This window comes from Ruegeria profundi, assembly GCF_001507545.1.
Classification (GTDB): Bacteria; Pseudomonadota; Alphaproteobacteria; order Rhodobacterales; family Rhodobacteraceae; genus Ruegeria; species Ruegeria profundi.
Map to the genome: position 1 here is coordinate 48,935 of NZ_LQBP01000008.1, position 24,232 is coordinate 73,166.

At 57.2% G+C, this 24,232-nt stretch carries 26 protein-coding genes; 19 read left to right on the top strand and 7 right to left on the bottom strand.

Features of this window, described 5'->3' with window-relative positions; translation table 11 throughout:
- The first annotated feature begins 4 nt into the window (after positions 1-4).
- The 4 genes from glcF (at position 5) to AVO44_RS15190 (ending at position 3,632) form a co-directional block, all read left to right on the top strand.
- Positions 5-1,321 (top strand): glycolate oxidase subunit GlcF, encoded by a 1,317-nt coding sequence (gene glcF, locus AVO44_RS15175; RefSeq protein WP_068338455.1) that lies wholly within the window; start codon positions 5-7, stop codon positions 1,319-1,321.
- A 117-nt stretch (positions 1,322-1,438) separates the two neighbouring features.
- Positions 1,439-2,230 (top strand): trypsin-like serine peptidase, encoded by a 792-nt coding sequence (locus AVO44_RS15180; RefSeq protein ID WP_068338457.1) that lies wholly within the window; start codon positions 1,439-1,441, stop codon positions 2,228-2,230.
- Entirely contained in the window at positions 2,227-3,042 is an 816-nt protein-coding gene (locus AVO44_RS15185) for a trypsin-like serine peptidase (RefSeq protein WP_068338459.1), read from the top strand. The genes AVO44_RS15180 and AVO44_RS15185 overlap by 4 nt, the downstream gene beginning before the upstream one ends.
- A gap of 122 nt (positions 3,043-3,164) precedes the next feature.
- A complete protein-coding gene (locus AVO44_RS15190) occupies positions 3,165-3,632 on the top strand; it encodes an Hsp20 family protein (RefSeq protein WP_068338461.1) in 468 nt (155 codons plus the stop codon).
- Positions 3,633-3,840: 208 nt separating this feature from the next.
- Here AVO44_RS15190 and AVO44_RS15195 read toward each other — a convergent pair whose 3' ends face one another.
- A complete protein-coding gene (locus AVO44_RS15195) occupies positions 3,841-5,316 on the bottom strand; it encodes an NAD-dependent succinate-semialdehyde dehydrogenase (RefSeq protein ID WP_068338462.1) in 1,476 nt (491 codons plus the stop codon).
- A 249-nt stretch (positions 5,317-5,565) separates the two neighbouring features.
- Here AVO44_RS15195 and AVO44_RS15200 point away from each other — a divergent pair, with 249 nt between their 5' ends.
- The 7 genes from AVO44_RS15200 to AVO44_RS15235 all read left to right on the top strand — a co-directional run bounded on the left by AVO44_RS15200 (position 5,566) and on the right by AVO44_RS15235 (position 12,834).
- Complete coding sequence (locus tag AVO44_RS15200; protein ID WP_068338464.1) at positions 5,566-6,645, top strand: coiled-coil domain-containing protein; 1,080 nt, start codon at positions 5,566-5,568, stop codon at positions 6,643-6,645.
- Positions 6,646-6,915: 270 nt separating this feature from the next.
- Entirely contained in the window at positions 6,916-8,034 is a 1,119-nt protein-coding gene (locus AVO44_RS15210) for a hypothetical protein (protein ID WP_068338468.1), read from the top strand.
- Positions 8,035-8,056: 22 nt separating this feature from the next.
- Entirely contained in the window at positions 8,057-9,991 is a 1,935-nt protein-coding gene (locus AVO44_RS15215; protein ID WP_068338469.1) for an AAA family ATPase, read from the top strand.
- The gene (locus tag AVO44_RS15220) at positions 9,988-10,572 is read left to right on the top strand and encodes a hypothetical protein (protein ID WP_068338471.1); all 585 of its coding nucleotides are present in this window, start codon (positions 9,988-9,990) and stop codon (positions 10,570-10,572) included. Before AVO44_RS15215 ends, AVO44_RS15220 begins: the two co-directional genes overlap by 4 nt.
- A 1-nt stretch (position 10,573) precedes the next feature.
- Complete coding sequence (locus AVO44_RS15225; protein WP_068338473.1) at positions 10,574-11,911, top strand: DUF6638 family protein; 1,338 nt, start codon at positions 10,574-10,576, stop codon at positions 11,909-11,911.
- Positions 11,912-12,178 carry a hypothetical protein gene (locus tag AVO44_RS15230; RefSeq protein ID WP_068338475.1) on the top strand — a complete coding sequence of 89 codons (267 nt, stop codon included), beginning with the start codon at positions 11,912-11,914 and terminating at the stop codon, positions 12,176-12,178.
- Between the two features lie 11 nt (positions 12,179-12,189).
- Complete coding sequence (locus tag AVO44_RS15235) at positions 12,190-12,834, top strand: DUF1523 family protein (RefSeq protein ID WP_068338477.1); 645 nt, start codon at positions 12,190-12,192, stop codon at positions 12,832-12,834.
- A gap of 38 nt (positions 12,835-12,872) precedes the next feature.
- On the opposite strand, the gene AVO44_RS15240 is transcribed toward AVO44_RS15235, so the two are convergent.
- The 6 genes from AVO44_RS15240 to AVO44_RS15265 all read right to left on the bottom strand — a co-directional run bounded on the left by AVO44_RS15240 (position 12,873) and on the right by AVO44_RS15265 (position 20,109).
- The gene (locus tag AVO44_RS15240) at positions 12,873-13,967 is read right to left on the bottom strand and encodes a flagellar basal body P-ring protein FlgI (RefSeq protein ID WP_068338479.1); all 1,095 of its coding nucleotides are present in this window, start codon (positions 13,965-13,967) and stop codon (positions 12,873-12,875) included.
- Positions 13,964-14,974: a flagellin gene (locus tag AVO44_RS15245; protein WP_068338481.1), complete on the bottom strand. Its 1,011-nt coding sequence runs from the start codon at positions 14,972-14,974 to the stop codon at positions 13,964-13,966. Before AVO44_RS15245 ends, AVO44_RS15240 begins: the two co-directional genes overlap by 4 nt.
- A complete protein-coding gene (gene flgK / locus AVO44_RS15250; protein WP_068338483.1) occupies positions 14,974-16,425 on the bottom strand; it encodes a flagellar hook-associated protein FlgK in 1,452 nt (483 codons plus the stop codon). Before flgK ends, AVO44_RS15245 begins: the two co-directional genes overlap by 1 nt.
- A gap of 33 nt (positions 16,426-16,458) precedes the next feature.
- A complete protein-coding gene (locus tag AVO44_RS15255; protein WP_205626550.1) occupies positions 16,459-17,754 on the bottom strand; it encodes a flagellar hook protein FlgE in 1,296 nt (431 codons plus the stop codon).
- 94 nt (positions 17,755-17,848) lie between these two features.
- Positions 17,849-18,685, bottom strand: coding sequence for a flagellar motor protein MotB (locus tag AVO44_RS15260; RefSeq protein WP_068338486.1), 837 nt, complete (start codon positions 18,683-18,685; stop codon positions 17,849-17,851).
- An 86-nt stretch (positions 18,686-18,771) separates the two neighbouring features.
- Positions 18,772-20,109, bottom strand: coding sequence for a FliI/YscN family ATPase (locus AVO44_RS15265; protein ID WP_082677512.1), 1,338 nt, complete (start codon positions 20,107-20,109; stop codon positions 18,772-18,774).
- Between the two features lie 87 nt (positions 20,110-20,196).
- On the opposite strand from AVO44_RS15265, the gene AVO44_RS15270 reads away from it, so the two are divergent.
- Genes AVO44_RS15270 through flgH form a run of 8 tightly spaced genes read left to right on the top strand, consistent with a single transcriptional unit; the run spans position 20,197 to position 24,226 of the window.
- Positions 20,197-20,583, top strand: coding sequence for a FlgB family protein (locus AVO44_RS15270; RefSeq protein WP_068338488.1), 387 nt, complete (start codon positions 20,197-20,199; stop codon positions 20,581-20,583).
- Between the two features lie 12 nt (positions 20,584-20,595).
- Positions 20,596-20,982 (top strand): flagellar basal body rod protein FlgC, encoded by a 387-nt coding sequence (flgC, locus tag AVO44_RS15275; protein WP_068338490.1) that lies wholly within the window; start codon positions 20,596-20,598, stop codon positions 20,980-20,982.
- 11 nt (positions 20,983-20,993) lie between these two features.
- Positions 20,994-21,284 carry a flagellar hook-basal body complex protein FliE gene (gene fliE / locus AVO44_RS15280; protein ID WP_068338492.1) on the top strand — a complete coding sequence of 97 codons (291 nt, stop codon included), beginning with the start codon at positions 20,994-20,996 and terminating at the stop codon, positions 21,282-21,284.
- 4 nt (positions 21,285-21,288) lie between these two features.
- A complete protein-coding gene (locus AVO44_RS15285; protein WP_068338494.1) occupies positions 21,289-21,561 on the top strand; it encodes a flagellar biosynthetic protein FliQ in 273 nt (90 codons plus the stop codon).
- Positions 21,561-22,271, top strand: a complete 711-nt coding sequence (locus AVO44_RS15290) for a flagellar hook-basal body complex protein (protein WP_068338496.1) — start codon at positions 21,561-21,563, stop codon at positions 22,269-22,271. Before AVO44_RS15285 ends, AVO44_RS15290 begins: the two co-directional genes overlap by 1 nt.
- A 22-nt stretch (positions 22,272-22,293) precedes the next feature.
- Positions 22,294-23,079 (top strand): flagellar basal-body rod protein FlgG, encoded by a 786-nt coding sequence (flgG, locus tag AVO44_RS15295; protein WP_068338498.1) that lies wholly within the window; start codon positions 22,294-22,296, stop codon positions 23,077-23,079.
- Complete coding sequence (flgA, locus tag AVO44_RS15300) at positions 23,079-23,495, top strand: flagellar basal body P-ring formation chaperone FlgA (protein WP_068338499.1); 417 nt, start codon at positions 23,079-23,081, stop codon at positions 23,493-23,495. The genes flgG and flgA overlap by 1 nt, the downstream gene beginning before the upstream one ends.
- Positions 23,495-24,226, top strand: a complete 732-nt coding sequence (gene flgH / locus AVO44_RS15305; protein WP_068338944.1) for a flagellar basal body L-ring protein FlgH — start codon at positions 23,495-23,497, stop codon at positions 24,224-24,226. Before flgA ends, flgH begins: the two co-directional genes overlap by 1 nt.
- The last annotated feature ends 6 nt before the right edge of the window (positions 24,227-24,232 follow it).

The window sequence follows — 24,232 nt, forward strand, 5'->3', positions numbered from 1 at the left end:
GGTGATGCAGACGACATTTACCAAAAAGCAGCTTCAAGATCCGGCGATCCAACGCTCGAACGAAATCTTGCGCAACTGCGTCCATTGCGGTTTTTGCACCGCCACCTGCCCGACCTACCAGGTTCTGGGCGACGAATTAGACAGCCCGCGCGGCCGCATCTACCTGATCAAGGACATGCTTGAGAATGAGCGTGTGCCCGACGAAAAAACGGTCAAGCATGTCGACCGTTGCCTGTCCTGTCTGGCCTGTATGACAACATGCCCGTCCGGCGTGCACTATATGCATCTGGTCGATCATGCGCGCGAATACATAGAGGCCAAGTATAAACGCCCCTTCACCGATCGTGTGTTGCGGTGGGTTCTGGCGCAGATTCTACCCTATCCGATGCGGTTCCGCTGGGCTCTGATCGGGGCCAAGTTGGGCCGACCATTTCGTTTTCTTGTCCCTGATGCGCGGTTGCGGGCGATGCTGGATATGGCGCCAAAGCATATCCCTCCGGTTAGCCGAAATGATGACCCGCAAAGTTTTGCGCCCAAAGGACAGCGCCGAAAGCGCGTTGCGCTGATGACAGGATGTGCGCAGAAAGCTTTGAACACGGATATCAACGATGCGACGATCCGCTTGCTGACGCGGTTGGGGTGCGAGGTTGTGGTCGCCAACGGCGCGGGTTGTTGCGGGGCTTTGACCCATCACATGGGCAAGGTGGAAGACAGCCACAAGGCAGCTGCCGCCAATATCAGAGCGTGGATTTCCGAAATGGACGGGGATGGTCTGGACGCAATTGTCATCAACACCTCGGGCTGTGGGACAACTGTTAAGGACTATGGGCATATGTTCCGCAATGATCCGCTGGCAGAGGACGCGGCGCGTATTTCGGATATCGCAATGGATATAAGCGAGCTTTTGGTGCAGTTGGACCTGCCGGAAGGGTCCAACAAAGGTATGACGGTTGCCTATCACGCAGCGTGTTCCTTGCAGCACGGTCAAAAGGTAAAGACGCATCCCAAAAGCCTGTTAAAAAAGGCGGGATTCACCGTGTTAGAGCCTGTTGATAGTCATCTGTGCTGCGGCAGTGCGGGGACCTACAACTTGATGCAGCCCGAAATTTCGGGGCAGTTGAAACGGCGTAAAGTCAAAACTCTTGAGGCGAAAAACCCCGATGTGATCGCTGCGGGCAATATTGGCTGCATGATGCAGATCGGGTCGGGCACTGATATCCCAATCCTGCACACGGTCGAGCTGTTGGATTGGGCTACCGGCGGACCCGTACCGCGGGCTTTGCAACAGGACAACGTGCCGGCGGTTCCGATCCTCAGATAGGCTGTCTGGTGCCGCGGTGCATCACTTGGATTTGAAAACCAGATCTGAACTGGTCGCCCTATTTTCGCCCCACACCAACCGTAGGGATAAAAGCAAGCAACAACGCCGGAGAACCGCTTGCGAAACTGGATCAAGGCTTTAGCGCTGGCTCTGACGCCGATGGCGGCGATGGCGCAGGATAGCGGGCTGAAAAGCCTCGACACCACCGATGCCGGGCGGGCTTGGATGGCCGTCGGCCGTTTGGACATCAACGGGGTGGGCTTTTGCACCGGCACGTTGATCTCACCGACATTGGTTCTGACGGCCGCGCATTGTTTGTATGACAAGGCCACAGGACAACGGATCGACCTGTCAGAGATCGAGTTCCTTGCCGCCTGGCGTTTGGGTCGGGCGTCGGCCTATCGCGCGGCGCGGCAGGCGGTTGTGCATCCCGATTATCGTTATGAAAACGAGACATCGACCGCGCGACTGCGCAATGACATTGCATTGATCGAGCTGTGGCAACCCATTCGCAACACGACCGTGATCCCCTTTGAAACCGGTGATCGCCCGGGCCACGGAGAAGAGGTGGGCGTGGTTTCGTACGGGCGGGATCGGGCCGAAGCGCCCGCGCTGCAAGAAGTCTGTTCGGTCATGACCCGTCGGTCGGATGTTTTGGTGATGTCTTGCGACGTCGAGTTCGGCTCGTCCGGGGCACCGGTTTTCTCATTCGCGGGCGAGCGTCCACGTATCGTGTCTGTCGTGGCCGCAAAGGCCGAATTTGACGGCCAACGTGTTTCAGTTGGCACCCCGGTCGCCGGATCGCTGCACCTGTTGCAGGCCGAATTGTCGGCAGGCCGTGGGTTTCGGGCACAGACCTCCGAAGGCGTGGCCAAAAAGAACATCGGCGCGAGGTTCATCAAACCATGATACGTCTGATGCTTGCCGCTGTTATGTGCCTGTCTGTCCTGTCAACCGCATCCTTCGCGCAAAGCGCCAAGCGAAAGCTGACCGATCGAGAGGACCTGTACGGATGGGAAGCCATTGGTCGGTTGGATATCGGCGATCAGGGCTTTTGTACCGGTACTTTGATTGCGCAGGATTTGGTTCTGACGGCGGCCCATTGCGCGGTTGAGAAAAGGACAGGTCAGATCTATGCGCCCGGCAAGCTGATGTTTCGGGCAGGTCTAAGTGCGGGAAAAGCGCTGGCGGACCGTAAGGTGGTTCAGATTGCAATACATCCGGACTACGTCCACTTACCAGAGCTGTCCGCGGCCTCCGTTCGGGCGGACGTGGCGTTGATGCGGCTGGAACACCCCATTCCCTATTCTGTCGCCGATCCCTTCGCCTTGCATAGCGGTCGCGTGGCTGGGAACGAGGTTAGTCTGGCATCATACGGGCGTGGCCGGTCAGAAGCGATCACACGTGAGCGGTCGTGTCGAATACTGCAACGCCAGCAGGGTTTGATTTCATTCAATTGCGATATCACCTTTGGGTCGTCCGGTTCGGCACTGCTGGCCCGGAACGGCCCGCGCTGGCAGATTTTGTCGGTCGTGTCCGCAGTGGGAACCGATGGTCGCCAAAAAGTTGGATACGGAATGGAACTGGCTGGAATCGTTGCGGAACTCAAGGCCGATCTGCGGCGAAACGCGCCGCAACCCAAGGCCGCGATCCGACGGCTGCAGGTCGGGTCGGGAAAGTCGAACTCGGGCGCGAAATTCATCTCATCCGGCGGGTCTTGAACTCGGCCAAAACGCTTCCCATTTCAATCTTGCCGGGTCGCCAATAACGGGGCTTGGCAATCTCAGTCGCCCGTCCAAACGGAGGGCGTAATACAGATCGCTCAAACATGAGGATATGACACATGCGTAGTTTTGATTTTGCACCGCTGCACCGCGCCACAATTGGTTTTGACCAGATCGCCGACATGATGGATCGCGTTCTTACCAATGACGTGGCCCAGCCCACCTATCCGCCCTATAATATCGAAAAAACCGATGCCGACACCTATCGCATTTCGATTGCTGTTGCCGGTTTTTCGGAAACTGACCTGTCGGTCGAAGTCAAGGAAAACGCCCTGATTGTTGCGGGCAAAAAAGCCTCTGAAGATAAAGAGCGGAGCTATCTGCATCGCGGAATTGCCACCCGCGCGTTCGAGCGCCGCTTTGCCCTCGCTGACCACGTGCGGGTGACGGGCGCAAGCCACGAGGATGGAATGCTGAACATCGATCTGAAGCGCGAGGTGCCAGAAGCCCTTAAGCCGCGTCGGATCGAAATCTCTTCGGCCAAAGCCATCGAAAAGGATGTGGTCGACGCGAAGGCTGTGAACTAAGACGGCTAACATTCACGAAGCGATGATCCTGTCCTCTTTGGATCATCGCACCATACGCCCCGCGTTCCTCCAGGCGCGGGGCGTTGTATATTTACCCGCGTGGTAAGACTGATCATGCATCACGCAATGACTGCAGGCGTCAGCGCCCTTCGCCAACAAGAGCGTTGTAAAGTTAGGCCAACGTGTGCAGGCGCTGGCCTAAACCGGATCACACGGACAGACAGATGTATTTCATCTCAAGGTAGTCTTCCATGCCGTGGTGGCTGCCTTCACGTCCAAGGCCGGATTGCTTGACGCCCCCGAACGGGCCCAGCTCGGTTGAGATGATGCCCGTGTTTACACCCACGATGCCGTATTCCAGTGCCTCTGCCACTTTGTAGACGCGGCTCAGGTCCTTGGCATAGAAATACGAGGCCAGACCAAAGATGGTGTCATTGGCCATGGCGATCACGTCATCTTCGTCTTCGAACTTGAACAATGGGGCAAGCGGGCCAAAGGTTTCGTCCTGTGCCACCAGCATGTCCTGGGTCACATCGGTTACGATGGTCGGCTGAAAGAAGGTGCCACCCAGATCATGGGGCAATCCGCCGGTCAGGATCGCGCCGCCTTTGTCGGTGACGTCCTGAATGTGTTCCTGCACCTTGGCGACAGCATCATCGTTGATCAGCGGGCCGGTTGTGGTGCCCTCGGACAGGCCGTCGCCAACCTTCAGCGCCTCTACCGCGGTTTTGAGTTTGGCGGCAAACTCGTCGTAGACACCGGCCTGCACATAGATCCGGTTGGCGCAGACGCAGGTCTGACCGTTGTTGCGGAACTTGCACAGCATCGCACCTTCGACGGCCGCATCCAGATCAGCATCGTCGAATACGATGAACGGAGCGTTGCCGCCCAATTCCATCGAGCATTTCATGACTTGATCAGCCGCCTGACGCAGCAGGATGCGGCCCACTTCGGTCGAGCCGGTAAAGGTCAGCTTACGCACGCCGGGGTTTTCGCAAAATTCTTTGCCCACGTCGCTGGCACTTGATGACGGCACAACGTTGAACACGCCTGCGGGAATACCTGCCTGTTCGGCCAATACTGCCAAAACCAGTGCCGACAAAGGGGTTTCCATTGCCGGGCGCGCAACAAACGCGCAACCGGCAGCCAGCGCTGGTCCGGCCTTGCGGGTAATCATCGCGTTGGGGAAGTTCCATGGCGTGATAGACGCCGCCACTCCGATCGGCTGTTTCAGCACCATAATCCGCTTGTCGCGTTGGTGCCCGGGGATGGTTTCACCGTAGACGCGCTTGGCCTCTTCACCGAAAAATTCAATGAACGAGGCGCCATACCCGATCTCACCAATGGCTTCGGCCAGCGGTTTGCCTTGTTCAGCGGTTAGGATCTTGCCCAGATCCTCGGCGTTTTCCATCATCAGATCAAACCAGCGACGCAGGATTGCGGCGCGCTCTTTTCCGGTCAGCTTGGCCCATTCCTTCTGCGCAGCCTCGGCCTGTGCAATCGCACCAGCGACCTGAGCGCGGCTGACATCGGCCACCTCGGCGACCACGTCACCGCGTGCGGGGTTGGTCACCGCGAAGGTGCCGTTGTCACCCTCTACCCACTGACCACCGATATAGGCTTTGGTCGCAAGCAGGTGGGGGTTTTTCAAAATGGATTTCAGATCGGTTGTTGCGTCCAGCATGGGTCAGCCTCCGGCAGGAATTTTGGTCAACGCACCCAATCAGGTGGTGTCTGGATTGTCTATGCCCACTATGCAAGGCGGATCAATCCAGATTTGATCAACAAACGCAGGTATCAGGTCAGTATATAACGCCTATCTTTTTGAAACTGAGTTTGTCACAGTCCTGAGGAATTTTGGACTCGCGGGGATGTAAATCAGCGTAACATTCCCTATCTTATTGGGTAATTGAAGAAAAAAGGGATAGCAGTGATGTCGAACCACCAATTTGACGCCTTGATCGAAGAAACTCAGGCGAAAGTGCGGGAAAGCCAATCGCAGATTGAAGGGCTGACATCCCGGATCGAAGCGGCCCGAACCAAGATCGGCACAGCCGAGGCGGATATCGACATCGAAAACGCAACGCTTGAGGATGTGCATGCCCATACCGAGGTGATGAACGCCAACATCGCCGAGCTGATCATGGGTCTGGACGATGTCACCAACGCGTTTTCCAAGGATTTTGACGAGATGCGCTCGAAAACCGGGTGGGAAAGCTTTGTTGGTATTTTTGCCAAGGCCAAATCTGAGTCGATGCGGCAAGAGAGGATGCGCACCGCCAATATCGATGACAAACTGCAGGACCTGATCGCCAAATCAGACGTGATCGTGAAACTGTTAGAGGGGCAACTGGCGGTGCTGGAAGAGCAGCGTGTTAAGGTCGAAGATAATCTGACCGGCACACTGGATGACCGCGAGGCGACTGTGGCCGAATTGGAAGCGCTGCGGGCCGAAATCCAAGGCATGGACCCAACGATCATTACGCTGGAGAACAAGATCAGCGTTGAACAGGACGCCGCCGCGCGCACCCAACTGGAAACCGAACTGGCCGAGTTGAACAAGCAATACAACGCCAAAGTTCAGGAGGAGCAGGTCAAGCTGGCCAAGTCTCAGACGCTGGAGCGCTATATCGAAAAGGGCAAAACCTGGGTCGATTCCCTACAGAACCAGGCGGCGACGCAGATGGTGTTGATCAACAAGCTGCAGACAGACACGCAGCAGCGCGTGGTGCTGTACGACGCCCTGACCAAATCGCTGAAAACCGCACAACAGCAGGACGTGGCCCACCGCATCAACGAGATCGGCGTGCAAACGGATCAAGAGGCGCAAACCGCCATGGCCGCCATCGGCACCGCGACCAACCAGAAGATGGCCGACATGCTCGAGGCGCATGAGGACCACATGGTCTTTGCCCGCGACGTGCTGGAGAAAAAGGCCAAGGCAGACGAGCGCTTTGCCCGCCGTTTTGCCTCGATTGTCGAGAAGCATGACAAGAACTTGTATGGCGGATGAAGTGGTTTAGTCGAAAAGATAAAAGGCTGCTAAGGATCGGCGCCTTTCTCGTAGTTTGGCCGATCCCGATTTATGGCCTAACGGCTCTCCTGCATGAATTGGGTGTGGATGGCGGAACTTATGAGTTGCTCGGCTTCCTAACTCTTTATGTCGGGCCGGGCAGCATAATCTTCGGGCTTATGATCTTCGCCTTGTACCTGATCTCAGAAGTTCTTCTCCTGCCTTGGCGGCTCAATCAATGCAGAGGAACCGGTTGTAGTAAATCCAAAAATGACTAACCCCACCCAAGACCATGTCGGCCTGACCGACACTTTGGCCTCGCGCCGCTATTTCCGCAAATTCGAGGTGATCACCGTACACCTTCTGCGGGTGGCCGCGACGATGGAGGCTGAGGGCGCGATCAGCAAACAAGAGGTGCGGATCGTGTCGCGCTACCTCTCGGGGTTGCTCTACACCTTCCGCGCACTGTCCATGAAATACCTGCTGGTCGGGCGCGATACGGGGCGGTTCTTTGGCAGTCTCGCCATGGACAAGCGCGACAGCGGGTTTCCGGTGGCGGCCGAGTTGTTGACCATGGCCAATGACGCGCAGCAGGCGCAGGTGCACCTTGAGAATATGCCCTCCGAAGATGATCTGAAAACCGACATGGTCCGCACCATCATCAGCGACCGCGAAATTCCAACAAAGCTGCAATTCGCGCTGTCCCAAAGGCTCTATTACGAGGAATTATTGAAAGGTCAGCTGTTCTGGTCCCGCAACGATCCCGAATGTCACTGGATCGGTAATGAAGGCGAGCGGCGCAAGTTCATGATCCACTGGGCGGTCTATGACAGCCAGATCAACCTGCCGGTCATCTACCTGATGCAGCTTGAGGACAGCGGCAAAACGGCTTTGCCCAAGGACCAGCGCCGTTGGCCCGAAGTGCAGGCGCATCTGATGGCGCAGTCCTTAGGCGGGCTGAAACTGCTGACCATCGCCAAGGGCTTCGATCAGGATTTCGACGACCTGCATCCCAAACACCTGCGCCGCATCCATGTGGGTCCGATGTACTCCTCGGCCTATACCGAGCAATCTGGCCCGCTGCGGCAGGTGCTTGAAGACGCGCAGGCGCCGCAAGGGCAGGACTGGGCGCTGGCATGGACCACGGAAGAGTTGGAAAGTGAAGAGGTCATCGAAGAACGCGCCGGATGGTTTTCCACCGTTGAACGTGAGGTCTTTGCCCTCGACCCGTTCGGCGGGCAGGGGGCCGAGACAGGGGCCACGCGTACCCAGCGGTCCATTATCCTGCCACAGCGCCCGTTCCAGGTTCTGGCCGAACGCAATCCGCCGGGTTTTGCTGATGTGCAGAAATTCGTTGTCGGCGCGACCGGGCAAGTTCTGAGATATTAGAGACAGCGAAGGCGATTTTGAGATGAGTTTGACATCAGATCAGATGGAATTGCGCGAGGCGGATATTCGCAAGCATTATCCCGCGGCCACCGCCTTGCTGAACGGGTTTGAACACGCGCCGCGGATTGCCAAAGCCATTGAGACCTCGACGGAACGGTCGCCGGGTGTGACAACCGGGCGGCGGTTCCGGTCGACCACGCCGGGGCTTGTCACACGCCGGACTGCGCGCGCCGACGGGGTGCATCTGGTTGAGCGGATCGAGGCCTCGGATGAGGGCGATGCGCTGGTCTCACCGCCCCAAGCCACCGCGCAGCAGGCTATTCGCCGCGGCATTTCAATCGCGCTGGCCGTGGCCGAGGCCTATGCAGACCAGACCCCGCTGGCCGATCTGAAACGCGCCAATCTGGCCGGAGACTTGCCAGCCGCGCGCAAGACCGAATTCTCTGAGCTGCTTACGGCTGAGGCGTTGATCACGCTACATACATTTGGCAATGCGCTGGCCTATCTGATGTCCTCGCATCTGGGCGAAACCACAGTCGACATTGGCGAAGTCCAGGAGGTTCTGACCGATAACGGCCAGCTCGCCCTGCACGGTGCGTTGTGGGAGTTGGACCAAACACTGGCCAAACACGCCCCGGATGACGCGCACCTGATCGCGGCCACCAGCGCCTATGCCGAACAGTTGATGGAAAAATCCGCCCTGCGCGCCCAATCCGCAGGCCATCTGGCCCCGTTCCAGAACGCGGCCTGGCATATCGAGGCCGACGACCTGACTATCCGAGGGTTCGAGCCAGCTTCCAAGGCGAAATCCACCACGCTCACCATGACGTTCAAGAAACCGAACGAGGTGGTCGGTAACCATATCGCCAAGTATCAGGCGATGAAGCTGGCCAAGATGCTGATGGCCTTCGATTTCGAGCGCCGCCTGAACCCGTTCGCGGAACTCGGCGGGTTCATCTTTACCTTCATGGGCGATGGCAAACCGGGCACGGGCAAGACCACCCTGATCCAGATGATGGCCGGGCTGATAAATGAGTATTGCCAGAACGCGGGCTATCCGTTCCGCTACCAAAACCTGAGCACCGACAATATCGACAGCTATCAAGGCAAGTCCGGCCAGAACGCCAAGGCGTTTATCAATACGATCATCGACCCCTCGGTCATCGGGTTCGGCACCATCGACGATATCGACCAGCTGGCAGGTAAACGCGGCGACCGGCAGTCCAGCGCGGGACAACTGGAAATCACCGCTGTGCTGATGGAGAGCTTTGCGGGCGCCAACACCGTCGTGCGCGGCAACTGCACCTTTGGCATGTTCTCGAACTACCCCGAGAATGTGGACGACGCCCTGCGTCAGCGGGCGGGCGCGCGGTTTCTGGTCGACGGGCCGCAAACGCGCGAGGATTACATCGACATCCTGCACCTGTTGATGGGCCGCAACCACGACATCCCGCTGGGCGAGCACGAAGCCTATGCCGCGCAAGAGATCAGAAAGGCCGTCGCCGCCAGTTTCGAAAGCCACTCCCGCCCGCATGAGGACGCCTTGTTGCAGGTCTATGACCGTGTGTCCGGTGAGATCGGCCAGATGGACACGATCGCCAAGCTTGGCACCTACCTCAAGGCGATCCAACAGGCGGATGAGCGTTTCACCGGCCGCGCGATCAAGAACATCACCGACGCGGTCAAGGTCCGCGCGATGGATTTCGAACTGCCCGACGAATGGATGGAAAACCCCGACCTGTTCCTGTTCCGCGACTACGACACTAAGAAGGCGATGATCGAAGATCTGCGCCAGCCGATAACGGTCGAGATGGTGATACAGGAAATCAACCGCTACGCCGACAGCGAGTTCCGCTATGCCGACAAGAGCGACGAGGTCGCCATCGAAAACGCCGTCCGCGAGATGGGCCGGATGGAAGAGGCCAAGCGGCGGTATCTGGAGGGGAAGAGTAGATGATCTTAGGCACGTTCTTCTTCCTTCTAAGCTTGGTTGCTCTCGCCCCAGTACTATTCGTAGCGATTTCGGGTTACAAAGGACCCATCCTTCAAAAAACAGAGCTATTTATTTCGGATCATGACAGTACCTTGCTGTCGTTGGGGACGCTTTTTTTGGTATCCTCGCTTGCTCTACTATCGTCACATATCTCCAATAAATCCGCTGAACGCAGAGAATGGTATAGCCGCAGAATTCAAGCTAGTCTGCAAATGTCAGAATTTAGGCTGAAGTGGGTAGAGGAACTGAGAAGCGAACTGGCGCAGCTTCAAACTGAAATGTCAGTTTATAATAAGGAAGCTTCGGATTTCAAAGAGTTGACACTCCGGTTTCGAAAAGTGTTCTTGATGCTCAATTTCGAAGAGAAAAACACTAAAGACCTCAATCAGTCCTTTCAACGCTACGTGCAGTCGCTACGTGACGCAGACAAGGATAAAAAGAACGCCTGCCTGAAAGAGTTTCATAGGATTTCTAACCGGATACTCAAGGAGGAGTGGAAACGCATAAAAGTAGAACTTGAACAAGCGCAGGTTTTGGAGTTGTGACGTGATCCGCCTCATCGAAAAAGGCCTGATGTTCGGCAATCTCGTCCATATCTCCAGCCCGGCTCTGGTCGAGCGGTATAACCGCGCGTTGCAGCATCTGGCGGGCAAGAACACGGCGTTGACGGATTTCCATGTCGATATTTCGGGCTATTCGCCGGAGGTGGGGATCGAGCTGGACGACCCACTCTATCTCAACCCCAACGGGGTCAACCGTCAGTTCATCCTGTTGACGACCGAGCAGAAACGCGCGCCTCTGCTGAACGTCAAATTCTCGACCTCGCGCGATATCCTGCGCGAATTCATTGAGATGAACGAGGCGCAGCTGTTTGCCCTGACCGCCACCGATGCAGTGGCCGGCGAGCTGGTGAACTCGGTCTTTGAACTCACCACGCCGCGCGATCTGTTGAACCTGCGCAAGATCGAGATTGAGGCCGACACGGTCGGTGGCACCCTGCGCAAGGCCGAGCAACTGGCGGGTATGGTCGAGCAGTTCAAAACCGAGGAAGACGCCTGGTTCGATGATGTACTGATCGCCCGGATGATCGAAACCGCGAAAGAAACCGGAGATGTCACCCGCAACCCGGTCCGCCTGCGTCACACGGCCTTTGAGCAGCGCAATTTCTGGACGGCGCATTTCGGCGGGCTCTACCTGTTTCCTGACGCCGATCACCCGGCGGCAATTTGTATGGGCGAAATACCCGATGACTTGCCGATCAAACACGCCTTTTCCACGTCCCAGCGAAACCAGATTGCCAAGTTTCTAGATTACAACGATCTGGTCGAACCCATCGTTAAGGCGCGTGGTGTGGACGCCACCGCGATTTTACAGCAGAAGATGGATTTCCTGACGATCGACGCCGCTGCAAATGCGGGTGTCGATCTGACCGGGCTGGACCGCAGCGATATGCGGCGTCTGGCCCGCAACCACTCGGACCAACTGCCCGAGGCGTATCACGGCCTCGCGCAACTGCTGCGCTGGGCGAGTGATGGTGGGCCCTGGCCGCGCATCACCTCGGATCATCCGGCTTATTTCTATACGCTCAGGGCCACAGATACGCCGAACCGCGATCTGGTAAACATGTTGCTGGCCGAATTGGCCCCGCTGGACCCGCGGCAGATGTTCATCTGTCATAAAGAGCTATTCTATCGTACCTACGCCATGTGGTCCGAAGGCAAGAAAGCCTATGTTGCCGATTTCCTCGCTCGCGAGTATCAGGTGGACAAGGCAGGCGCCCGTGCCGCGCTGTTCGGCCATGAGCCTGATATGGATGGCGCGGACCGGGTCAGCGATGACATCATCGCGCGCGTCGGTCCCTGGGGCGCTGTTGGGAGAGGTTGAATGTTCGTCGCACTGCGCTTTTTGGTACCCTTGCTGATCATTCTGACGGTCCTCTATGTTGGTGTTTCGATCTATTCCCGTTGGGTTCGACGCGGTAAGCTGATTGCTCATTGGGAAAAAAAGGGTCTGACCGGTGATCGCGATGCTTTTATTCGGCGCGGCCTGGAAAAATACGATGGGTCTATGCGCCGCAAGCTGATCCTCGGGATTTACGTGGTGCCGCTAAGCCTGATTGCGATCCTGATTTACGTTACGAATTTCATGTGAGGGCTTCGCCAATGCGATACGTCAAATGGGCCATAATCATCCTGTTTTGGGGCACGCTTGCAGCGGTGCTTCACTATACTCTGCCGCAGCATGACGTGGTGCGAATCTCGGATACATATGAAAAGCGGATCGATCCGGGCGAGAACAGCATTTTCTGGTCAGTGCACGACGTTGGCAGCGACCCGACTGCACCGAACCGCGACGTATTCTTTATTCAGACGCGAAAAACCAACGATAGGGTGATGGTTTACCGAAATGAAGATACCGGTTGGAGCTGGCCACCCTACTTCAAACTTAACTCCTCGAACCTGCAAGCCGAGGCGGTGGATCTGAAGTCTTCCACCGAAAATCCACGCTGGGTTGTCGTAAGACATTATGGTTGGCGCAACGAATTCCTTTCGATCTTTCCAAACGCCGTAAAGATTTGGCAGGTCGACAGTCCTGATGTACGGATCATCCCGTGGTTCAACATCATTTTCCTGACCGTTTTCGCCGCGCTTCTATGGGCGATTTGGGTCCGCTGGCGCCGGTTTCGCGAGGCCCGCGTCGACCCGGTGCTTGAGAATATGGAGGACGGGCTCTATGCCGCCGGTGACGCGATCGAAGAAAGAAGCAGCCGATTTAAACGGTGGTTGAACAGTTGGAAGTCCAAGTGATGGCCAGAATCAACTGATCCCGCCTTTACTATTTGAAGCTATCGCACCAGGAATTCGGCATGTAGTGCCCCGGCAGCTTTGATTGTTTTCAGGATGTCGATCATGTCGCGGGGCGAAACGCCAAGCGCGTTCAGGCCCGCGACAACCTCGGACAAGGTGGTGGCTTCGGGAATCTCGGCTAACCCCGTGCCTTCATCTTCCTCAATCCCAGCGACCGTTCGGGGAACAACAACAGTTTCTCCGCGCGCAAAGGGGTTGGGCTGAACGGCGATGGGTGTTTCTTCGACTGTTAGAGTTAGATTGCCTTGTGATACCGCGACTCGTGAAATGCGAACCTCTTGCCCCATGACGATGGTGCCCGAGCGTTGATCGACCACGACGCGGGCTTTGGTTTCCGGCTCAACCAATATATTCTCAATCCGCCCTAGCGCGTGCGCCGTCGAAACCGATTGAGTTGCCGCGATGTTCAGCTCTACTGTTCCTGAATCCCGCATGACCGCAACCGCTCGATTGAATTCTCTATTGATCGCGGTTTCGATACGGCTGGCAGTGGTGAAATCAGGCTCACGCAGGGCCAAACGCATTTCTGTGAGTGCCGAGAGATCAAAGTCAGTCTCGCGCTCAACCCGTGCGCCGGACGGGATCACCCCAGAGGTCGGCACGCCGCGCACGACCGATGCAGCCTCGCCCTGGGCCACGGCGCCTCCGGCAAGCACAGTGCCTTGCGCCACCGCGTAAATTTGGCCATCCGCAGCGTTCAGCGGTGTCATGACCAAGGTGCCGCCAAGCAGACTGTCAGAATCTCCGATGGCCGACACCGTAACATCTATCTGTCCACCGACCCGCGCAAACGGCGGCAGGCTGGCTGTCACCAAAACGGCCGCCACGTTCTTGGGCCGGAAATCTTCGCCATTCACGTTTACACCCAGCCTTTCAAGGATGTTCGACATGGTTTCTTCCGTGAAAGGCGAGTTGCGCAGCCCATCACCGGTGCCGTTTAGCCCGACAACAAGCCCATAGCCCACCAAGTCATTGCCGCGCACCCCGTCGAAATCCACAAGATCCTTCAGGCGTATCGTTCCGGCAGATGCGATCCCGGGCAGTAGCATCAGTAGAAAAGCAAGGAGTCTCATCTCAGGAAGTTCACCAATGACAGGTTCGAATTGCGGACGGTGACGGAATACAAACTCTCCAATTGAACCTGGACGGTCTGGAGTTTTGTGGCGGTCTCTTCCGGATTTGCCGCAATCAGCTCGTTCCTGCTGAATTCCAGGCTGGTCCTAGCTGCACTGTTGCGTGTGGCGGCCTGTTCGATGCGTGCCTGAGCCGAACCGACCTGCCCCCTTAGATTCACCAACTGGTTCTGGGTGTTCGCTAAATCGCCACCTAGCTGTCTAAACAGACTCGTACGCAGATCCCTTGGCAAGTTAAGTGCATCGTCGGACAACAATGCAGCAACAGCGATATCGCGCATCGCATCCTTAAGCGCGGGATCCGTGGCAGTGATCGGGATTTGCACGCTCTCGTTCTCAGAAACCTGCATCGGTGCCAGCGCAGTATCCGATCCCTGATAGATTACCGCATCAAATCCGGCGGGGTCGTTGAACCAGTCCTCTGCCGCCTGACGGATATCGACCGCTGATGTGTGGCCGGACAGTTCACCCTCAAGTGCAGAAAGCAGGGTATCGGCAGAAGCCAGCGGAGAGACATCCGTGGCCGTTCCGGAATACAGGCTACGCCCGCCTGCGCGTTGGTTCAGCGCGGACATGATCGTGTCCAGTTCGTTTCGCGCCAGCGCCGATGCGTTTTCGTGGCTGACCGCTTGGTTTGACGTGCCAAACGACAACAGAGTTGCCGCAACCTCGTCCACGGAGTCATTGACCGTTGTCAGACTAAGTTGAGTGGCATCTGTGAAAAGCCGCGCCTCAGCCGTCGAAACCTTGAACGCGTCGAGGCGCGAAAGGCTTCGGTCCAGATCCAGCAGGTGAGAATAGTCCCCATCCAGTCGTCCAGAAACGTCCTGAACCTTGCCGCTGACCAACTCGTAAGACAGGGTCTCTATTTGGTTTCTAAGTTCGACCGAGCGGGTCTGAAGTCTCATCCCGCGCGCCAGATCACCGATAGACGTAAAATTTATCATCACAGCCTCAACAAGGTTTCCATCAATTCATCAACTACCGAGATCACCCGTGCATTGGCGGCATAAGCCTGCTCAATCTTGATCAGGTTCTGTAGTTCCTGATCGGTGTTAACGCCTTGCGCCGTCTCGATTCGGACCATTTCTTGCTGAGCACTATTGGCAAATGTCAGACTTTGACTTGCTGTATGTGCGTCTGATCCGGCCTTGGACATCAACGCTTCAGTCAGATCAGCTGCGCGCATTTCACCGGTGCCAAAGGGCGCCCCCGCGACGGGGCGCGATTCGCTCAGTATCGCTCCGAACGCCTGTAGTTGTGTGGCATCACCTGAATTACCCGGAGCCGTCGCGCCAAGCCCGTCACGCAAGAGCCGACTGTCGCCGCCGTTGTCGGGATCGACAATCTTGTTCAGACCAATGCGCGAAGCCAACCCAGCAGGTGCCGTGGAATCGAACCGGGTTCCGTCGTCGGTGAACAGGCCAGGGTCCGTGGGCTTTGCAGTTGGATCCAATCCGGGCGTTTCGAACCGTTCGATCAAATCGCGGGCGACCGAGTCCAGGTTGGCCTGCACCTCTACAGCAAGCTCATCGCGGATTTGAAACTGCGCCATAAGTGCGCCGCCCTTAATCTGCGCGCTATCCCCACTGGTGCGCACAGGCTTGCCGTTCATTTCCAGCCCGGACAGCAAACCGTTATCAAGGGTCATATGAGCCTGGATATTGCCGGATTTCGAGAACGAGAACTCGGCCGCGCTGCCTTCCAGCAGGATAAGCCCACCGTCAGAATACAGCGATACCTGCTCATTCGGACGCGCCATCACGTTTACAGGCACCACCGCGTTAACCTGGTCAATCAGAACCTGCCGCTGATCAAGAAGGGCTCCGACATCACCACCCGAGTGCTTAATTGATGGAATTTTGGTGTTGAGCTTTTCGATCTCTTTGAGCGTTTGGTTCAGGCTGTCCACTTGCCGACCAATTGAGCGATCAGCTTCCGAGCGTAGATGCCGAACGCCCTCGGACGCCCTGTTGATGCTTGTCGCCAGATCGCGACCGGTACGAGCGACCTGATCAAGGCGTTCAGACGAGTCCGGCAGGCTAGCTGCGGTGATCAGGCTGTTGTCGAACTCTGCCAGTGCATTCGCCAGCGATCTGGGGTCGTCGGCTGTACCGATGAAGTCTTCCACGTTGGTGAAAAACTTCGATACCGCAGTACGATAGGCCAGATCCGAGTCCGTGGCACGGCGATTTGCTGTTAGTACCGGGTCATGATTACGGACGACGCCAACCGTACGCACCCCAGTACCCGAGATTCTATTGGTCGTCAGTTCCAACGACCTACGAGCGTAACCGGGTGTCAGCGCGTTGGCGATATTGTCCGACACAACCGACGTACCGCGGCTGGAAGCGGCCAGGCCACTTACCGCGTTGTTGAATGCTGTTGACAAGTTCATCAGGCAGCCCTCCTTTTCGGATCAAAACCAAAATTAACGTTTGATGTTGGTGGTTTCCTGCAGCATTTCGTCAACGGTCTTGATCACCGTTGCGGTTGAGGAATAAGCGCGCTGGGTTTGAATCAGCGACGTCAGTTCGGTCGAGACATCGGTGGTCGATTCTTCCCGTGCGAAGGACACAAGCTCTCCGGTTGGGCCCTCGCCTGCATTCCACAGGAAAAAGTTTCCGCTTTCTCGCGACGGTGCATAGGTCTGGCTGTCCAGCGCCGTCAGCCCGTTGGGATTGGGTACGTCCGCCAGAGGAATCTGGAACATACGGCGGCTGATGCCTGTATCATAAAACGCGTAGACATACCCGTTTTCATCGACCTGGATGCTGGATAGCGTACCAACGGCAGATCCGTCGCGCGTGATCGAAACCGGGGCAAAGGTGTCTGACAGCTGGGTAATGCCTTCGTTGTCACCGATCAGGCCAAGATCGATTTCCATCGGGCCACCTTTGACATCCACGACAACGCTGCCTGTGTCTTTATCGTAATCCCCACCTGTGACCTTGGCGACTTTTTCCAGCGTACCACCTGCAGTACGGCTGTCGGTGAAGGTCAGGGTGTACTCCCCAACGATATCCCCGTCCGAGGCTGAATCGCGCAGAATCATAGTCCATTCATTGCTGCTGCCGTCCGTGGGAACAGATGGCTTAAGCTCGATATCAATGGTCTCGGTCTTGCCCAGGTTGTCAAAATATTCGATCGACAGGGGTTGCGTGTCTCCCGAAGCACCCGCTTGGGTGGCGGTAGCGGGAAGGTTCATGCGAAGTTTCGCCTTTGTGGTCGGAGAGCCAGCCAGCTGATTGACACTAAGCTGTACAGGCTCCAGCGCGGCGGGCGTATCCCGGGCAACAGTCGGGATCGACCCGTCCGAATTTGCGCGCCAGCCCAGCAGGACAAGACCGGATTGGGTTACAAGATACCCTTCTTCATTGGGGCGGAACGATCCGGTGGTGGTCAGCAGCATCTCGTTTGATCCGCTGGCAAGTTGCGAGCTTGGACGAACCGGCAGCAAGCCCCGGCCGCGCACCGCCAAATCGGTCGAGTTGTTCGTGGTGACCAAGGACCCGCGTTGGTCGACAAGGCGCTGGCTGGTGGTTCTGACCCCGCCTGCGGAGTAGCTGCCGCCCTGGCCGGTCGTGACCATCGAGTGAAAATCCGTATTTACCCGTTTGTAGCCGTAAGTCCCGGAATTCGCGATGTTGTCCGAAATTGTGGACAGTCGGTTGGCGTTGGCCTTCAATGCGGCCACGCCGGCATTCAACGAGGAGGAAATTGTCATTGGTACGCCCTTCTGTTGCGTCAATCTTGAAGCAACAGCTAGCGCACTGCCCTTAACAGCGCGCTAACAGGTAAAATGCAGTCTATCCAAACTCTCAGGTGTTGCGCAGAAAGATGATCTCAATCCTATTGTTGCGCACGGCCATCGGGTTCTTGTCAGACAGTTCACGATCGGCATGACCCGTGACGCGATCCAGCCGTGAGTTTGAAAAACCCTTGTCTTCAAGAAGTTGGCGGACAACCTGCGCGCGTGATGTCGAGACATCCCAGGACGGGTTTCGGGCCAAGACCACAGGCGATGCGCTGACGTGGCCCTCGACCGCAACTTGATTGGTCACAATGTCCGAAGATCGCGCCACCAGTACCGCCAGCGCCCGCATCATCGGCGTTGGTTCGTCCGTTCCCGATTCGAACAGGGGCTGATCCTCTGTATCGAACAGCTCGACTACCAGGCCTTCGTCGGTGACCCGCGTGACGATGTGTTTAAGAACCTTTTCAGATACCAAACTTTCCCCGGTGCGACCCAGAAGCTGCGCCTCAAGCGTAGTAAGATCTTCGGATACTTCCTTACCCTTGTCCGCGCTTACACCGCTTGACCCGCGTGCCTGCCTGGCAGTCGTGGGCTGTTGTTTTGCAGCCCCGGACCCTTCCATCACGAGGGTTACCTCGGAAAACATGTCATTGCCGCCAAAGGGTCCATCGCCGCCACCCGAAACCGGGTTAACCGGAATTGTCGGCGAGAAATAATCTGCAAGCCCCTTTCGTTGTTTTTCAGTCGTTGCGTTTAGCAGCCACATCAACATGAAGAACGCCATCATGGCTGTGACGAAGTCTGCATACGCAACCTTCCACGCACCACCGTGGTGGCTTTCACCACCTGACACACGTTTCTTCTTGATGATGATCGGCGCCGCATTGGATTGCGTACCCATCTCCACCACCTTTTTTATCACCCAGCTACAGGCGTAGCCGTGCAGGTGTTAAGGTGGTCTTAACACTTAAAACTGTCCGGACTTCTTCAGCGCGGCAGGTTAGCGGTGGCGCGTCGCAGGATCAGTTGCAGGCGGTTGAAGCTGTTCTTTATCCCGTCTGTTTCGAGTTTGCCAAAGAAAGCGTCCAACTCATCGTGTACGCGCACGGCCTGATCCAGCAACGGGTCGGCGCCTTCGGCGTATAGACCGGCTTTGATCATCACCTCGGACTGTTCATAGCTGCCCACTAGCTTGCGGGTTTCCGAGATCATCCGGTTTTCCTCTTCGGATGCCGCCCCCGGGAGGCTGCGCGAGACCGAGCGGCTGAGGTCAATGGCGGGAAATCTGCCGCGTTCGGCAATTTCACGGCTCAGGACAATATGCCCGTCCAGCACACCGCGCAGAATGTCGGCGACGGGTTCATCCATATCCGATCCGGCAACCAGAATACTGAAAACCGCCGTGATATCGCCCTGCTCGCCAGAGCCGGGGCCAGCACGTTCGCAAAGACCGGCGATCAGAGGCGTAACCGAGGGCGGGAAACCGCGAAGTGAGGGTGCCTCGCCCATAGCCACGGCAATTTCCCTATGTGCCTCGGCAAAGCGGGTCACCGAGTCGGCTAGAAACAGGACGTTCAACCCTTGATCCCGCAGGTACTCGGCAATGGACATTGCAGACCACGCGCAACGCCTGCGAGCCAACGCCGACTGGTCCGAGGTGGCCGCAACAACGACCGACCGCTTCATTCCCTCAGTCCCGAGTGCGTGTTCCACGAACGCGTTGACCTCTCGTCCACGTTCGCCCACCAATGCAACGACGACCGCGTCCGCCTGCATTGATTTTGCCAGTGTTGCCAGCAGCGTGGATTTGCCCACGCCCGACCCGGCGAAGAGGCCAATACGCTGACCTTGCACAATCGGTAGCATAGTGTTGAGCATGGCCAACCCGGTTTCCATCCGCTTGCCCAGCGGTTTTCGGGTCACCGCCGGGGGTGGAGCCCGCATGATGTCCTGCCCCACCGCTCCGGGAAGCAGGGGTTTACCGTCCAGCGGCCTGCCGAAAGGATCAACCACGCGCCCCAGCCAGTGCAGACCCGGAGCAAAAGCGGGCGTCTGGTCCAGAATCACCTGATCACCAAGGCTGACCCCATCCGGTGCGGCCGTTGGCAACATGTGAATAACCTCTGCCTCAACATGCAGCACTTCGCCCGGCAGATCCGACGCGCCGCCGCGCCGAAGGGTCAGGTGGTCACCGATTCGTGCTTTCCCCTCCAACCCCTGAATTTCGATGACACCTCGCGCAACCCCCGAGACGCGACCCATATGACGCATAGTGGATAAACGGTCGAATTCGCATTTCAGAAGCGACGGGTCGAGATTTGACATTGTGGGTTCTCCAACAGGTTTCTGAAAACGCTTTCTAAAGGAATCGGGGTTAAGCCTTGATTGAAATTGATCGAGGGAGAAGCCCCGATGTTCTATGACCTGAACGTCTTTAAAACAGCGTACGCAATGGCAACCCACGCCGGTCAACGGCAGGCTGTCATCGCACGCAACATGGCCAATGCAGATACGCCGGGCTATCAGCCCCATGATATTGAGGCCTTTCAGAAAACTTTCGAAAGCTCCGGCCGTAGGGTGGAAATGACAGCCACGCGAGACGGCCACCTGAATGGCACCACCGAAACGCTACCCTGGTCCGAGTATGAAGTGACGCCGTCAGGCGATCCAAGGGCCAACGGTGTGTCCGTCGAAGAAGAGATGTTCAAAGCGATTGAGGTCAAGCGCCAGCATGATCGTGCTCTGGCAATCTACAAGTCTTCGATGAATGTCCTGCGCAGCAGTCTTGGCCGAACATAAAAAGAGCGTACCATGAGTGATTTTTCCAATTCCCTCGCCGCATCGACGAGCGCGTTGCGGGCGCAGTCTGCCCGCTTGCGGCACGTGTCCGAGAATATCTCGAACGCGGACACACCGGGCTATCGCCGCAAAACCGTACCGTTTGAGACTGTGCAGAAGGATGGCCGCGAGGTTGTTCAGGTCGGAGAAGTCAACCTCGACCGTCGCGACGGGTCGCGCATTTATGACCCTGGGCACCCATTGGCCGATGAAACCGGCCACTACATCGGCTCAAATGTCGATCTGATGATCGAAATCGCCGACGCGCGCGAAGCGCAGCGAAGCTACGAAGCCAATCTCAAGATGTTCGACCAGACACGCCAAATGTCGTCGAGCTTGATGGAACTCCTCAGAAAATAAAGGACACCAGAATGGATATCCGATCCCTTACCGCAGCACAAAACTACGCCTTTGCGCGCCCCGCCACACAGGCCGATCCCGATCACATCGGAGTGGCGCAGGGATTGCGGTCAACTTTTCAGGATTTTACGGCGACCCTGAAACGGTCAGAGCAGGTCTCTGAGGCTGCCATGACAGGCCAGGCGGACCCGCACGCCCTTGTGCAGGCCCTGGCCCAGACCGAGCTTGCCGTGGAAACGGCGGTGATCGTGCGAAACAAGGTGGTAGAGGCCTATCAGGAAATCCTCAGGATGCCGGTCTGACGACATGCTGAGCGAAGGTCTTTTCTATGACATCGTACGCCAGGCATTGTGGGTCGCGGTCATCACCTCGGTTCCGATCCTGGCAGTGGCGCTGATCTCGGGTCTGATCATCGGCCTGTTTCAGGCGCTGACTTCGGTGCAAGAAATGACGCTGACCTTCGTGCCCAAGCTTATCGCCATTGTCATCGTGTTCTGGATCTCGATGGGTTTCATGACCCAGACGCTGGTGACCTTTTTCACTTCAACCCTGATCCCACTGATCGCCGGAGGTCGTTGATGGATTCCGTTTATACCACTTTGTCCCGCCAGTCCGGGCTAATGAATGAAATGCGGCTGGTTGCGAACAATATCGCCAACGCAAATACAACAGGATACCGCGCGCAAGGCGTCGTGTTTTCCGAGTATGTCCGCGACAGGCCAGGCAACACTTCGTTGTCCATGAGCCGGGCCGAGGTGCGCAACACATCGCTGCAACAAGGTCTGCTGACCGAGACAGGGGGTCAATTCGATTTCGCAATCGAGGGTGATGGCTTTTTCATGGTTGAAACCCCTGCGGGCAATCGGCTCACGCGAGCGGGGGCGTTTTCGCCCAGCGGCCAGGGCGATCTGGTCACAATGGATGGGTACAGGGTACTGGATAGCAACGGTGCGCCCGTTTTCATCCCTCCGGATAGTGCTTCTATCGACGTGGGCAGCGACGGAACATTGAGTATCGAGGGGCAGTTTCTGGGGCAGATCGGCGTTTATCGCGTAGCTGATCCCAAGATGCTGGTACGAGAGGGCAGCACCCAGTTCCGGACTGAGGGCGATGTTGACCCGGTGGAAAATCCCGTAGTTCTGCACCGTTTCCTCGAAGGGTCCAACGTCAACGCGGTTGAACAGGTGACGCGGCTTGTAGAGGTTCAGCGCGCTTATGAGCTGGGCCAGAGTTTTCTGGAAACCGAAGACGACCGTTTGCGCGGTGCGGTCAAAACACTGATGCGCTGATATTTGAAAGGAAGATTCCAAAATGCGGGCTTTGAAGATTGCGGCAACAGGCATGACCGCGCAGCAGATGCGGGTCGAGACGATTTCCAACAACTTGGCGAACACGAACACCACCGGCTACAACGCGCGCCGGGCCGAATTCGCGGATTTGCATTATCAGCAGATGGCACGGCCCGGAGCAGTAAATGCCAATGACGGGACCGTCCTGCCGACGGGTATTCAACTGGGTCTGGGGGTGCGTCCTGCGGCTGTAACGGTGCAACTGGCGCAGGGCGCGTTGTCAGAAACGGGAAACGATTTGGATGTCGCCATCGAAGGGCGCGGATACCTTGAGGTAACGCTGCCTAATGGGCAGTCGGCTTTTACCCGCGATGGTAGTTTGAAACAATCCGCCGAAGGACTGATCATCACCTCGGATGGGTTCGCAGTGGCCCCGGAAATCACCATTCCCGACGATGCCCGGTCGATCTCGATCAATGCGTCGGGTGAGGTCTATGCCTATTTCGACGATACGACTGACGGGCAACGGTTGGGGGAACTGACGCTTGCCAGTTTCTCGAACGCCAAAGGGCTCGAAGCGATTGGCGGTAACCTGTTCAAAGAGACCGAGGCCTCTGGCGCGCCAATAGTTGGAACCCCGGGTGAGGACGGGCTGGGCACCTTGCGTCAGGGTTATCTTGAGGACAGTTCGGTCGATGCGGTGCGTGAGGTCACGGAACTGATCGAAGCGCAGCGGGGATATGAGATGAACGCTAAGGTCATCTCTGCCGTCGATCAGATGATGGGCGCAACGACACAGGTGCGGTGATGCGGTTCCTGATCCTGATAGCATCGCTTCTGGTGCCGGTGGCTGCCATAGCCGATACCGTCGTTCCAACTCGGACGATCCGCGCCAAGGAAATTATCGCGGCCAACGATCTTGAGACCAAACCCCAGAAGGTAGCCGGAGGTGTCAGTGATCCTGAGGTCCTGGTTGGGTTAGAAGCCCGTGTGGCACTGTATCCGGGGCGCCCCATTCGCGCGACTGACGTGGGGCCACCCGCCCTCGTGGATCGTAACGACCTTGTTGTGCTGATCTTTGACCGCCAGCCGCTGTCGATCACGGCAGAGGGTCGCGCGCTAGGGCGTGGCGCCGCTGGGGATCGCATTCGGGTCATGAACCTTTCGTCCCGTACCACCATCTCCGGCGTAGTTCGACCGGATGGCAACATCGAGGTTAAATGATGTCCATACTCTCCAAGTCTCTGCTCGGCGCGGTTTTGCTCGTGTCGGCCTGTGGGCGCGTTGATCACCTGGGTCGGCCTCCAAGCTTTACACCAAACGAGGACTCTCCGGAACAGGTCGCGATGCTGTGGCCAGGACTGCCGCTGCATACCCAGCCGCAACGCAATGTGGACCAGTCCTCGTTGTGGAGCGGTGGGCAGAATTCATTGCTGGGAGATCAGCGGGCAATCAAGAAGGGTGACATCCTGACGGTCGTGATCGAACTGGACGAACAGGCAGAGTTCACGAATGACACGGAACGGTCGCGTTCGGCCTCGGAAAGCCTTGGGATAAACGGATTGTTTGGATTGCCGCAGCGCGCGAACCGGCGCTTGCCCGAAGGGGCGTCGTTGGCAGAGGCTGTTGCGATCAACTCCGCTTCGGAAAGTGAGGGCGAAGGGTCGGTGACCCGCAAGGAAAAACTGACGCTGCGCGTAGCGGCGACGGTCGTGGATGTTCTTCCGAACGGCGTCCTGTCTATCACTGGTTCGCAGGAACTGCGGGTAAATTTCGAACTGCGCGAGCTGTTGGTCACAGGCTTCGTGCGGCCGCAGGATATCTCGCGCAGGAACGAAATCACCTATGACAAGATCGCCTCGGCCCGTGTGTCTTATGGTGGACGAGGACAGATCACGGATGTGCAACAGCCACGCTTCGGCCAGCAGATTCTTGACGCCGTACTGCCGTATTAAGGAGCG